Origin of the sequence: Lentibacillus halodurans, from assembly GCF_900112045.1 — a bacterium.
GTDB lineage: Bacteria > Bacillota > Bacilli > Bacillales > Amphibacillaceae > Lentibacillus > Lentibacillus halodurans.
This window is the reverse complement of the sequence record NZ_FOJW01000006.1, coordinates 122,081-135,584: the sequence shown is the minus strand read 5'-3', so window position 1 is coordinate 135,584 and position 13,504 is coordinate 122,081. Positions and strand designations below refer to the sequence as shown.

12 protein-coding genes are annotated in these 13,504 nt (G+C 44.1%); 6 read left to right on the top strand and 6 right to left on the bottom strand.

Annotated features, from left to right (window positions below; translation table 11 throughout):
• Positions 1 to 232 precede the first annotated feature (232 nt).
• The 5 genes from BM195_RS08865 to BM195_RS08845 form a co-directional block, all read right to left on the bottom strand.
• On the bottom strand, positions 233 to 2,215 hold the full coding sequence (locus BM195_RS08865) for an acetoacetate--CoA ligase (protein WP_090236723.1): 1,983 nt from the start codon (positions 2,213 to 2,215) through the stop codon (positions 233 to 235).
• A 358-nt stretch (positions 2,216 to 2,573) separates the two neighbouring features.
• A complete protein-coding gene (locus BM195_RS08860; RefSeq protein WP_090236720.1) occupies positions 2,574 to 2,828 on the bottom strand; it encodes a DNA alkylation repair protein in 255 nt (84 codons plus the stop codon).
• Positions 2,829 to 3,225: 397 nt separating this feature from the next.
• Positions 3,226 to 3,669 (bottom strand): YueI family protein, encoded by a 444-nt coding sequence (locus BM195_RS08855; RefSeq protein WP_090236716.1) that lies wholly within the window; start codon positions 3,667 to 3,669, stop codon positions 3,226 to 3,228.
• A gap of 96 nt (positions 3,670 to 3,765) precedes the next feature.
• Positions 3,766 to 3,948: a YfhD family protein gene (locus BM195_RS08850; protein WP_090236713.1), complete on the bottom strand. Its 183-nt coding sequence runs from the start codon at positions 3,946 to 3,948 to the stop codon at positions 3,766 to 3,768.
• A gap of 313 nt (positions 3,949 to 4,261) precedes the next feature.
• Entirely contained in the window at positions 4,262 to 5,062 is an 801-nt protein-coding gene (locus BM195_RS08845; RefSeq protein ID WP_090236711.1) for a TIGR00266 family protein, read from the bottom strand.
• Positions 5,063 to 5,218: 156 nt separating this feature from the next.
• On the opposite strand from BM195_RS08845, the gene BM195_RS08840 reads away from it, so the two are divergent.
• Positions 5,219 to 7,174 carry an aconitate hydratase gene (locus BM195_RS08840; RefSeq protein WP_090236707.1) on the top strand — a complete coding sequence of 652 codons (1,956 nt, stop codon included), beginning with the start codon at positions 5,219 to 5,221 and terminating at the stop codon, positions 7,172 to 7,174.
• Positions 7,175 to 7,177: 3 nt separating this feature from the next.
• The gene (locus BM195_RS18305) at positions 7,178 to 7,351 is read left to right on the top strand and encodes a hypothetical protein (RefSeq protein ID WP_170848202.1); all 174 of its coding nucleotides are present in this window, start codon (positions 7,178 to 7,180) and stop codon (positions 7,349 to 7,351) included.
• Between the two features lie 175 nt (positions 7,352 to 7,526).
• On the opposite strand, the gene BM195_RS08835 is transcribed toward BM195_RS18305, so the two are convergent.
• On the bottom strand, positions 7,527 to 8,138 hold the full coding sequence (locus BM195_RS08835; RefSeq protein ID WP_090236705.1) for a spore coat protein: 612 nt from the start codon (positions 8,136 to 8,138) through the stop codon (positions 7,527 to 7,529).
• A gap of 626 nt (positions 8,139 to 8,764) precedes the next feature.
• On the opposite strand from BM195_RS08835, the gene BM195_RS08830 reads away from it, so the two are divergent.
• From BM195_RS08830 to BM195_RS08815, 4 genes are all read left to right on the top strand, one after another.
• On the top strand, positions 8,765 to 8,998 hold the full coding sequence (locus tag BM195_RS08830; RefSeq protein WP_090236703.1) for a hypothetical protein: 234 nt from the start codon (positions 8,765 to 8,767) through the stop codon (positions 8,996 to 8,998).
• A 5-nt stretch (positions 8,999 to 9,003) separates the two neighbouring features.
• Positions 9,004 to 10,356 (top strand): tripartite tricarboxylate transporter permease, encoded by a 1,353-nt coding sequence (locus tag BM195_RS08825; RefSeq protein ID WP_090236702.1) that lies wholly within the window; start codon positions 9,004 to 9,006, stop codon positions 10,354 to 10,356.
• Positions 10,357 to 10,431: 75 nt separating this feature from the next.
• On the top strand, positions 10,432 to 11,724 hold the full coding sequence (locus BM195_RS08820; RefSeq protein WP_090236701.1) for an alpha/beta hydrolase: 1,293 nt from the start codon (positions 10,432 to 10,434) through the stop codon (positions 11,722 to 11,724).
• 354 nt (positions 11,725 to 12,078) lie between these two features.
• On the top strand, positions 12,079 to 13,023 hold the full coding sequence (locus tag BM195_RS08815; RefSeq protein WP_090236700.1) for an MBL fold metallo-hydrolase: 945 nt from the start codon (positions 12,079 to 12,081) through the stop codon (positions 13,021 to 13,023).
• Positions 13,024 to 13,504: the final 481 nt, after the last annotated feature.

Genomic DNA, 13,504 nt, shown 5'->3' with positions numbered 1-13,504 from the left:
AATGGTAAGGTGCTTTCTTACTTCTGGATTTTCATAAAGCTTTTTTACATCAGTATAATCAGATACATGACGGTCATGAATAAGACATTTTTCTGTTATTAGCAAAACATCCACTCCTAGTTTGCAAGGGTCACTTGAATAAAAAAAAGACCAACAAAATAACATGCTGGTCATACTGATTACAAATCCCTTGATGGTGTGGGGGAGAATAGTTGCTTTCCCAGTAAACCAGTCATTTCGACTCAACCTGTTCATTCGCAAATCGCACAAAATAATTCAGTGAATCATGATTACTCAACGATCCTTTATTGACAACCTCATCAACCGATTTGCCCATCAGGATTTTCTTGATTGGAATCTCCAGTTTTTTGCCGTTCAAGGTTTTGGGCAGATCTGGCGCTTCGTAAATGCCGCTTGGGACATGTCTTGGTGAGCAGTGTATCCGGATCTGATTTTTGATCGTTTTTTTGACGTCATCGGTCAGTTCTTCTCCGTCCTTCATCAGGACAAAGAGCGGTGTGTATGAATCACCGTCACCTTTAGGGATGTCAACTATTAAGCTATCACGCACTTCACTCACGTGATCAACCGCACGATAGATTTCACTTGTGCCAATGCGGATTCCCCCGCGGTTGATAGTGGCATCTGAGCGTCCGTAAATGACACATGTATGGCGTTCAGTGATTTTTAAGTAGTCACCGTGCCGCCAAATGCCCGGGAAAACATCAAAATAACTGTCGTGAAGGCGGCTGCCGTCTTCGTCATTCCAGAAATAAATCGGCATGGACGGGAATGGCTCGGTCAACACAAGCTCGCCGACTTTCTCGATTTGCGGTTTGGCATCATTGTCAAAGCTTTCAATCTTGGCACCCAGTCCGCGGCATTGCAGCTCACCTGCATATACCGACAAAATGGGCGATCCGAGAATAAACGCTGTACAAACATCAGTCCCGCCGCTTGCTGAGGCAATCCAAAGATCTTCCTTCACATGGTCATAGCACCATTGGAATCCCTCAGGCGGCAGCGGTGACCCGGTTGAGCTGATGCTTTCAAGATGGCTCAGATCAAATTCCTCGCCGGGATTCAGGTCATCTTTCATGCAGCCGGTAATAAAACTGGCGCTGGTACCGAATGTTGTCATTTTCGTATCTTCGGCAAATTTCCACAGCATTCGTTTATCAGGATATCCTGGATTGCCGTCGTATAAAATAATCGTGCTTCCGGTCAGGAGGCCGCCGACAAGGAAATTCCACATCATCCAGCCGGTTGTGGTAAACCAGAAAAAGCGATTGTCTTTTCGAAGATCTGCATGAAAGGTTAAAGCTTTCAGGTGCTCCAGCAAAATACCGCCCTGACTTTGGACGATTGGTTTCGGCTTGCCGGTTGTTCCAGAGGAAAATAATACCCAGAGCGGATCGTTGAAGGCGACATGTTCGTATGTTAAAATTCCTGGTTTTGCCAAAGCATCATTCCATAAGCTGACATTTTTCAAACGGCTGACTTCCGGATTTTTGTTCAAATATGGAATGACGATGGTTGCTTCCAATGTGGGCAGTTCTGATTGAATATTTTCCACGACAGAAGTGCGGTCAAAATCTTTTCCGCCATAACGGTACCCATCAACGGTCACCATGACTTTTGGCTCGATCTGTTTGAAACGGTCAATGACACTTTGTGTACCAAAATCCGGTGAAGCACTAGACCAGATGGCGCCAAGGCTTGCACTTGCCAGAAATGCCACAATAGACTCATAGATATTGGCCACATAGGCAACTACACGATCTCCTTTTGTGACGCCAAGGTTTTGAAAGGTCTGTTGCAGTGCGGCTGTATCCCGGTATAGTTCTTTCCAAGTTACTTCTTGTGTTTGGCGTAATTCTGAGGCGTGTATGATTGCCGGTTGATGTTCATCACGGTCTCTGAAAATATGCTCGGTGTAGTTGATGGTTGCTTCGGGAAACCATTTGGCTCTGGGCATTTGATACGATGTCAGTACTGTTTTGTATGGGTGTTTTGCCTGGATATCAAAATAGTCCCAGATGGAAGCCCAGAACTCCTCCAGTTCATTGACGGACCATTTCCAGAGCGAATGATAATCATCAAAATGCAGGTTTTTATGTTCTTTTAGCCATTTCATATAGTCATAGATATTAGATTGCTGTTTTCGTTTTTCATCAGGTTCCCATAGCAGGGTACCCTCTTTTATTTCACTCAAATGCTGCCCCTCCTTTTATCTCCACTTATAACTATTATATGAAACCGTTTCCGCTGTGTAAAGCTGCTTTGGTTTTTAGCTGGACTCGTTTTAACTCAGTAAGCCCGGACATTTTCTATTGCAGATTTAGATTTTAAGGTAAATTAGTGTGCGGTATGTGAAAGAGAATGAAATCCCCCGTGGCCGCTGCGGGGATTGTCGTATTATTGTTCTGCCAGCTTATCAGCAAAAACTGTATCAAAAGCGTGAGAGTGATTTCGAATGTCATGTTATCTTAGATACACTGAATTCGTGATCTGCACAATATAACACCTCGGTTGACAGTTCCCGAAGCGTACCACATATTGATGAACTGCTGTTATTGGTTGTTCCGGTCATGCTCAGCAAACCTCGCAAAAGTGCGTTCATCTTCAATCAGCCCGCAGGATCCACATTGTATTCGATATTCAGGTCCGCTGTAGGTTATATGAAAAACTTCCGGCTGCTCATCACGGTAGTCATTTAAAATATCACCGGTCTGTGGATCCAGCTTTACTGGTTTGGCCACTTGTTCAATCATATTAAACCGTGAACGATTTGTTTTGCAATTCGGGCAAAGGTATTGCTGGTTCATATCAGACACCTCCACCCTTTAATATTCCGCAATTATCGGATCTCATTCGAAGACTTTTCGCTTTTGGGCATACACAAAATCAATATTATTTGGGTTAAGCAGTACGGCTTGATCAAATAATCGCTGCCGATTTCTTCGCTTAATAATGGCCATGATTTCTTCCAGTTCCTCAGACCATTCATTCATCTGAATCGTGATGGATGGTTCCGTGTGTTGATCAAATGTCGATGTTCACTTTCATCATCAAGACCCCAGTGTCACTATCCCTTGGGCCTATTTAAGAACCATATAAGGCGGTGCGATAAATCCGCCCAGACCAAATCCTAAAAGAATGAGTGATGTCTGTTTAAAGAACAATTTCAGAAACAATTTAGATGAGAAGACCATATTGAGCAGCCTATGTTAACCAATGCTTGATTTTGCCAAAGAAGGATTTGTTTGTTTCCGTGTTTTTATCTATTTTTTCATCGGCATCGTCATCAATAAAAATATGCGCTTGATCAATTGCATAATCATACGCAAGTACTGCCCCAATGTCTGTATCAGCATCTTCGTTGGTGACTTCGGTATAGGGAATATTGTATTTGTTGGCAAGTGCTTTCTCTTCTTTCAGAAATTTATGTGACACATCGCCGTTTATCAGCAATTTGGCATCTTTATTGGCCTGCATGGCTTCTTCCAGCTTTATAAGCCCTTTATCTGACATGACCTGGCCTTTTGTAAGAGCGATGACAATGCGCTCCCTGATTGTTCCCAGGAATTGTTTTCGCTCTGATCTTTTGGTTTGCCGGGAACCGTATATTCCTTCCGTCAAATAGTCATCTACACTCTTTTTTCCCATAAATTTGCCTCCTTGTCAGTCATACATAATTAAATTGTATATGATGTGCAAGAAAGCTTCAAAAAAATACCCCGGCCAAGAGCCAGGGCACTTTTATCAGGATTTTCTGTTTTTGACACGATTTTCCGCTGCACGGCTTCTGGCTTGTGCTTCCTTATCCTCGTGGTCCGCAAATTCCTCGGAAAACTCAACATCCTTGCCATCTGTTTTCGCATATTCAGGTGTCTGTCTCAACTGAGGTCTCCCTCTGCGGTTGGTGCGGTGTTCATCTCTGCCCATACAATCCACCTCTTTAAAATCATTTTCAGAGATAGTATGTGCAGAAACGGTTTTTTTATTGGATATGCCATATGTTTTCCTAACGGTTATGGTCCATGAAATTTCACATCAATTTTCTTTCTGTCATGAGGCATTTTTACTTTAATCATCCCATTCTTATATGTAGCTCATAAACCTCCATGGGATACTGGCCGGTCGATGGAATCTGTCTTGATCGTGTTTTTTCCGGTACATATTATCTTCATTTGTATTATTGATGAAGCTACTGACCCATGAACATATAATTTTTAATAGTTTTCCTTGAGCTGTACTTTCAGCGCCGGTCACCGCCAAAAAGGTTATATAATCCCCCGGCGATACTTCCTTCTCCTTTATCGGAACCGCCTTCTTGTGGAGCTGAAGCAAATACACGGCTTGCGAGACGGCTGAACGGCAGTGACTGTACCCATACTGTACCGGGTCCGCGTAATGTCGCAAAAAATAATCCTTCTCCTCCAAACAGGGCAGTTTTGACACCGCCGACAAACGACACATCATAACTAATGTCACGCGTCATCGCAACAAGACAGCCGGTATCGACCCGCAATGTTTCACCAGGTGGAAGTTCTTTTTTATACATTGTCCCTCCGGCATGAACAAACGCCAATCCATCACCTTCAAGCTTTTGCATAATAAATCCTTCACCGCCGAAAAATCCTGTACCTACTTTTTTCTGAAATTCAACACCAACCGATACACCTTTGGCAGCAGCAAGAAAAGCATCTTTCTGGCAAATGATTTTTCCATTCAGTTCACTTAAATCCATTGGCATGATTTTGCCGGGATAGGGCGAGGCAAATGATACATGCTTCTTGCCCGTACCCTCATTTGTGAATGTCGTCATAAACAGACTTTCACCGGTGATGACACGTTTTCCCGCACCAAGCAGTTTCCCCATTAGTCCACTTCCCTGATTGGAAGACCCGTCACCAAAGATCGTTTCCATTTGGATTCCGTCATCCATCATCATCAGACTGCCCGCCTCTGCGATGACCGTTTCTTGCGGATCGAGTTCAACTTCGACAAACTGCATATCATCCCCGTGGAGTTTGTAATCAATTTCGTGGTTATTCAATTTTTCCAGCCCCTTTGCATGTGATATTTCTCATACGTGGAAAATCCTGAAAAAGATTCATCCATTCCCGCAAATAATTATCTGGCTTTTTTCATATACTACAAACGTATGCCTATGTATTGAACATACTGGAAATGAGTGAATAGGAGGAATTCGATGCCATTTAATATGACCCAGAAGTTGATAAAAGATCATCTTGCTGCCGGTGAAATGACCCCTGGAGAAGAGATCGGACTGAAAATTGATCAGACATTGACACAGGATGCTACCGGCACACTGGTTATGCTCGAGCTTGAGGCAATGGAACTGGAGCGGGCGAAAACGGAAGCATCAGCACAATATGTTGATCACAACTTGATACAGGAAGATAGTAAAAATCCAGATGATCACCTGTTTCTGCAAAGTGCAACAAGACGGTTCGGGCTGCATTATTCCAGACCGGGAAATGGTGTGAGTCACCCTGTACATATGCAGCGATTGGCAAAGCCGGGAAAAACACTGCTCGGATCTGACAGCCATACGTGTGCCAATGGGTGTATGGGAATGCTTGCCATGGGTGCAGGGGGAATCGATGTGGCCATGGCGATTGCGGGTGAACCGTTTTACGTTAAAATGCCGAAAGTCTGGGGAATTAAGCTGACCGGAAAATTGCCCGACTGGGTCAGCGCTAAGGACGTCATTCTTGAACTGCTCCGCCGACATGATGTGAAGGGCGGAGTTGGCACTGTGATGGAGTATTTCGGTCCTGGTGTTGAAAGTTTGAGTGCCATGGATCGTCATGTGATTGCGAATATGGGTGCTGAGCTTGGTGCAACGGGTACGGTCTTTCCATCCGATAAAGAGGTTAAACGCTTTTTAAAGGCACAGGAGCGGGAAGATGATTGGATCGAGTTGACGGCAGATAAAGACGCAACGTATGATATTTTGGAAGAAGTTGATCTGTCTGAATTGGAGCCATTAATTGCCAAGCCGTCCAGCCCCGGAAATGTGGTAACTGTAAGGGAACTGGCAGGGACACCAATATATCAGTCCTATGTCGGATCATCCGCTAATCCCGGTTACCGTGATTTTGCCATTGCGGCAGAAATTGTCAATGGAAAACGCGTAGCAGATGGGGTTTCCTTTGATATTAATCCGACTTCAAGACAAATGCTGACAAACCTAGTCAAGGAAAGCCATGTTGCAAGTCTGCTTCAGGCGGGAGCAAGGATGCATCAGGCAGGGTGCAATGGATGTATCGGTATGGGGCAGGCACCGGCGACAGGCAGAAATAGTCTGCGCACAACACCCCGGAATTTCCCTGGCCGCTCCGGAACGAGAGAGGATAGTGTTTTCCTCTGCAGCCCAGAAACGGCTGCTGCATCAGCTTTGACAGGAGAAATAACCGATCCGCGCACACTTCAGGCGGATTATCCGAAAATTAAGGAACCGAAACATGAAACAGCGAATATGGATTTGCTGGATGAACCGCTTCCTGATGAGCAGGCGAAAGACGTTGAATTGCACAAGGGTCCGAATATTGCTTCCATCCCGAAAATGGATGAAATGCCTGACCGCCTGGAACTGCCGGTACTGCTGAAAATGGGGGACAACATATCGACTGATGAGATTTTGGCTGGCGGTGCCAGGGTGCTTCCATATCGGAGCAACCTGCCGGAAATCAGCAAGTTTACGTTCGAAATCATTGATGATACGTACTATAAGCGCGGAAAGGCAACGGTTGATGATGGCGGGCATGCCATTGTCGGCGGATATAACTATGGGCAGGGATCGAGCCGTGAACATGCGGCACTTGCACCAAGATATTTAGGTCTGCGTGCTGCCCTTGTGAAGGATTTTGCCCGGATTCACTGGCAAAACCTGGTCAACTTTGGTGTGCTGCCGCTGACGTTTGTCAATGAAGAAGATTACGATTCACTGTCGGCTGGTGATGTACTCGTGTTGTCCGATTTGCGGAACAAGATTCAGCAGGGGAATGAATTTTCCATTGATGTAAAAGATAAGGATGAACAAATTAATGTAAAACACAGTCTTTCTGAACGTCAAGTTGATATTATGCTGAAGGGCGGGATTATCAACTGGGCAAAAGACCGGCAACAGCAAGGAGGGTAAGTCGTGGACCGTGAAAAGACCTGCAAAGCCTGTGAAGGAATAGGTATGCTTTCAGATGATGAAGGATGGCAGTATCAATGCAGCGTGTGTGATGGAGATGGAACATATGACATTGATGACATTTCCAGACCAGCCCGTGTGATGTCCGTTGATATGAATAACCGGCTGCTGGACTGAAAAGGGAGCTCAGGGGCTTTCATAAAAAACTGTCTGTTTGTTGATAGCGAGCAGGCAGTTTTATTTTGTTGACAGTAATTTAAAGCACCAGATTGTCGCTAATACAATTGAAAAAAGAAGGAATCGGCTTATTCGCCGATTCCAACGATCCTCGCTTCTACCTGCCGTCTTCCGTTTAATGCGGCATTGTTCCCTGAGCAGGTGCATAGCTTTGCTGGAATGCCTGCATATCCTGCTGCTTGAGCTGAGGCACTTGGTAATATTGGTTTTTGTTTTGATAAAGGAATACTTCATAGGCCATTTCAAGCAAATTTGGGACACTATCTGCCAGCACACGACGCAAAACAGGGTTGGTCATTTCTGATGCTGCCATCGTAAAAGTTGAAGCTGCTGACTTTAACGAACCCATCATAAAGCCTGAAATAGATTGGTCATTTAATTCATTAACCGACTGCATCGGTGTTTTTGGCTGTGACGGTGGTTGCATACCATATGTGACATCGTTGCTCTGGTCCATTTTGTAGGATTTCGTATCAACGGCCGGATCCTGCCCGGATTGAAACGTATCAATAATGGTATTGTAAAGCTGGCTGCAAAAAGCCCGATGTTTCTGTGACATGGTTTGCAATTCCGGATCCTGAATGTACTGTTCATACAATACACATTGATCCATGGCGCCAGTCAGAGCTGATAGGGCCTCATGTGCATCAAACATATCATGACCGCCATAATGCTGTTGTGGTGGAAGCTGTGTCGTGTCCGTGAAATTTTGCTGTTGGTTTTGCATTAACATAACCTCCTCAAAGTATTCATTGTTATTTTGAGATAAAATCGATTCATTATGTATGAATAGCCGTTTGGTTTATTGCCATTTTTTACGTACGGGGATATATTCGAGTGCAACACCAACTCGAGCGAGAACACTCCAAACTTGATCGAGGACAGAATCAAGTTGAGTGAAAACACTTCGAACTCGAGCGAGCACAAACCCCAGTGCCACACAAACCAGTAATGGAATCCTTTTCGAACTCATACTTCAATCAACCATTGGCGCAGCACGGTCAAAACAACTACCAAGAGTACAATATCATGATCAATACAAATGAATTCTTTCACTGCTGCAATTGATATATTTCCGCAAAAGGGGGCAAAAATTAAATTTTTATTTTGATGTCCCCTTTTCAGCATTTGTTTCGATTGTAGTTAAAATAGGCTGTGCTAACCTGACATTACGCTTTTTCCATTCTGTGCTTCATGACGCAAATTTTTCCTGAAACGGGAGCCGTATAAAAATTAAAAAACAGCTTTCTTAAACAATGTTGAATAGGTATAATTTAAAGTTATGAAGGATGTTGTATTTGAAAGCTCTCACTATGGAACGAGTCTATACGCGATATAAGGAGTTGTTAAAAGGTGTCTGAACAAGATAAAAAAGAAAACATTGAAGTATGGGAAGACCTGGTCAACATAAAGGATCTGGCATTAGGTTTGGCCATTTGCAGTGTGACGTCGCTTGGCGGATATTTAGTTGCACCTGAGGGTCAGCAGCCGCTTATATTCGGGCTGATCGGTGCAGTCTTAGGTTTTATGATCAGTACCATCATGATTCAACCCAAACGAAATTTTACTTATATAGATGAGGAGTAGGCATTATGGATATCGTTTTAATTGTGCAAATGGTTATTGTGGCTATTCTTGGGGCAGGTTTATACACGATCATTGGTATTGCTCCGGGCACGGATGAAACGGCCGTTCTTGCACCAGTCACATTGGTTCTGGTGATTTCCGGCCTTGAGCCAATCCTTATCTTAACATTTTTTATTGCTGCCATCGTAGCCAAAAAATTGACCGACTCTATCCCGGTTGCAGTCGCAGGTATTCCGGGCGGTGTGATGTCCGCTCCAATGGTCGATCATGCAATGGTCTTGAAAAAACATGGAAAACCTGATGTAAGTATCCGAAAAATGGCTTCAGGTTCAGTCATTGGAACGATCATTTCAATACCGCTCAGTCTATTGCTGGCAACCGCGTTGGTACCGCTGGCCGATGTAATAGAGCAATATTCCAGTCAGGTATTTTTTTTCGGTGCCATTTTTCTGGCATTGATGACGAAAAATCGCTGGTTTGCCGTATTGTCGATTGTTCCATTTGCGTTCATCATTCAGGGACTGCGGCATGCATACTGGGAACTAGGCATTGTACCTGAAGATACGACCGTTTTCACATCATTTTTCCTTGGGATTACAATTGGACCTGTCATTTTAAAATTGTTTGAGTTGCTGAATGGAAGAATCAGAAGAAACCAGCCGCGTTACGGTACTAAAGAAATCGCCATGCGAAAATCGAAGCCAGAAAAAGGCTTTCCGAATCCATTCAAAATTTTGGATAAAAACGAGACGATCTCCAGTGCTGTCAGTTCAGTGTTTGGGGTGCTCACCTTTTTCATGAGCCCCGTTGGTATGACGATCTTTCTCGGTGAAATGATCGCAAGCAAAATTAAAGATCCGGTTAAACGGGCAGCTCGTGCGATTTCCAGCATGGACGGACTGACGAATGCCGCCTATCTTGCTGGTACATTGGTTCCGCTGATTGCAATTGGCTATCCGCTTTCCCCGACGGCCCTGGGACCTGGACATGCTTTATTCAATGCACCGCCTGTATTCACATACGAACATAATCTGCATCATATCTTATCGATGAACGAGTTTGTGGTAGCGACATTGATTGGCGCTGTGATTGCCATCAGTATAACTTTTTTCATTATGATTAAGTATGCCCAGCCGATATGTGCATTTGTATTTAGGCGAATCCCTCATGAAGCTATGCTCGGCCTTTTCTTCGGTCTTGTGCTGATGCTGGCGTATATGGATGCCGGTGTGCTGAATATTGCAGGAGTATTGGTAATCGGTCTGGTTGCTGGATTTCTGCATAGAAGAGGTGTCAATTATGGTGTCCAATTCATGACATTGTATGCAGCACCATGGCTTGTAGGATTGATATTTTAAAACGGCTTCTGCCAGCACTGTGAAACCTTTAGCTGACAATCACCGTAGTACCGGCAGATAGAAGGAGGATTCCCCATGAAAAAAGCTGCATATATTTTATGTTTGCTGATTGTCATGTTAACGATTGCCGCAGGATGCAGTGATAATGGCGAAGGAAATAAGGAGGATGCTAATGTGGATGGCAAATGGACGGGATCCATTGAGGTTCCAAATCAGCCGCTCGACATTATTGTCAGCTTTACTAAGGATGGCGAATGGACTGGAACCATCAGTATTCCGGTCCAAGGCATCGAAGCGTATCCGCTGTCGTCGGTTACAGTGAATGGAACGGACGTCGCCTTTTTCGCAGATATACAGGGACAGCAAATCGCCTTTGACGGTGAGTTTAAAGATGACGAAATGACGGGTGATTTCAGCCAGCACGGTCAGACCTTTCCATTTCAATTGACAAAAGGTGGGACTGTGGATGAAAATGACGGGAATTTTTTAAGCGTGGAAACGGATGAAGGGATGCTGTATGGCGAGTTAGAGGTGCCTGATGGAGAAGGTCCTTTTCCGGTAATGCTTATTATCCCCGGGTCAGGACCAACTGATCGCAATGGTAATTCAGCTGGTATTGGGGTAAACAACAGCTTGAAACGACTCGCGGAAAGATTGGCGGAGCAGGGGATCGCCAGTCTGCGCTATGATAAGAGAGGGGTCGGCGAAAATTTAGAAGCAGCTATCCCGGAAAATGAACTCCGGTTTGATCAATTTGTTGACGATGCTGTGGCGTGGACGAACCTGCTGGCACAGGAGGAAGACTATTCTAAGGTCGGTATTATCGGTCACAGTCAAGGCTCACTAGTTGGAATGCTGGCTGCGCGTGCTGGTCATGCTGATGCCTTCATTTCCCTTGCCGGAGCCGGCCATTCGATCGATCAGGTGCTTTATGAACAATTGGAGACTCAATTGTCCGAGAATTCGCTGGCGGAAGCAGAGGACATTCTTGATAAACTCAAAAAGGGTGAACAGGTTCAGGATGTGAGCCAGGAACTGCAAAGCGTCTTCAGGCCATCTGTTCAGGATTTTTTAGCGTCATGGATGCAGTATGCTCCCCGTGAGGAAATGGCTGCATTAGAGATGCCGATGCTTATTGTTAACGGCGAACGTGACTTGCAGGTTTCTGCCAGTGAAGCGGAACTGCTGCATGAAGCCAGTCCGAATGCTGATATGTTGATTCTGGAAGAAATGAATCACGTATTAAAGGAAGCACCGGAAGATGAAAAGGGGAATATGGAAACGTATAGCGATCCGGATCTTCCGTTGGCCGATGATCTGATGGAAGGGATGGTGAACTTCCTGAAAGAACATCGTTTTTTGGAATAAGTGGGAAATTCCTTTTTAATCATAATGAAGTGTTTCAAAATAGCGTTTTTACTGGGTTAATTTTAAAATTTAATTCGTGATACTTACTAAAAATTGCATTTCACCACTCGTTTTCGCTATGCACCTCAGATATAATAAAGAAAGATAAGGTTGGGATCAAGACAGGTATTAATACAATGGATTGGGAGTTTTATTAAAGAGGACTTGAAGAGGGTGGGGAGGTAAAAGATCTGAGGTAAGAAGCAACCATTCTCAGTTTAAAGAATGTATTGATTATTTAGTTAGAACGACTGGAAAAGCTAACCGGATAGAGCTGAAGCGGGAATAGTTTTGAAGGCAAAGGGGAGAACAGTAGTGGAGGATAAACAACCCATTCAACTGGATGAACGCATTCATTTAATTGATGGTTTTGATTTAGGTGTACCGGAGCGAACCGGTACATATGTCATTGACGAGGATGAATTGACGCTGATTGAAACAGGGCCGAGTCCGTCGGTGAAATATATTAAAAAGGGGCTGGATGACCTGGGTTTTTCCCTGGAACAGGTGAAATACATCATCGTTACTCATGTTCACCTTGATCATGCCGGTGGGGCTGGACTGCTATTGAAAGAATGTCCTCATGCCAAAGTAGTTGTTCATCCAAAAGGGGCCAGGCATTTGATGGATCCGAAAAAACTGGCTGCAGGGGCAAGAGGTGTATATGGCGAAAGTTTCAGTGAATTGTTTGATCCGATTGTTCCGGTGCCAGAAGAACGTCTGATGGTTAAGAACGAAGGCGAAATGCTTAAAATTAGTGGGGGCTGCACACTGGAATTTCTGAATACCCCTGGTCATGCGAGACATCATTTCAGCATTTATGACCCGGTCAGCAATGGATTGTTCACGGGTGATACTGCTGGTATCCGTTATCAGCAGCTGATTGATGAGGGCATTGATTTCTTTTTGCCGTCAACGTCCCCGAACCATTTTGACCCAACAGCCATGCACACATCCATCGATCGTATTCGCAATATGCAGCTGGATAGGATATATTATGGGCATTTCGGTATGGCGGAGAATGTTAACCAAGCCCTTGACCAAGTGTCGGAATGGCTTGATATTTTTGTTGGGATAGGTGAAGTGGCTGTAGCAGAAGGAAAAGGGTATGACGTACTGGCATCACGTATGCTCGAGCAAGTCAAAGGAGATTTGTCGATTAAAGGGCTGCGGACCGACCATGAGGTCTATATTTTGCTTAACCTGGACATGCAGGTCAGTGCACTTGGCATGATTGATTATTTTAATAAACTGCAGTGACATAAGTGCTTGCCATCGTTTGATGGCAGGCACTTAATGTGAAGTCGATCCTTTTTCAGCACTTTCCCTCAGATGGATCATAAGACATCTGTTTATGTATGACATCCTTTATCCTTATTTTTGTTACTAACTTTATAAAGCGTATTGGTTATATCCTCGTTTGTTAGAACGTGCTTCATAAGCCTTCTAGCCAATTAGAGGATTTTTCTTTTGCTGTTGTTTTGTGCATTTTAGCGTTTTTGCCCCTTGTCAAACAACACCATGATGAGATCTCAGCAGATGGTGATTTTTCATGGTATTGTAATTACTGCTGCTTGCATGCTCAATCGCAAATTTTTTTGCAGGTTAAATCCCTCATTTTCTATTGTTCAGAGGCTTCGTCCAGTGATTGGGTATGTTTTTAGAAATTCTTTTTTGTAATTTTAATATTGGTAATGCTGGTAAACGTTTTATGACCATTTTATCCATCAGTGAAATGAAA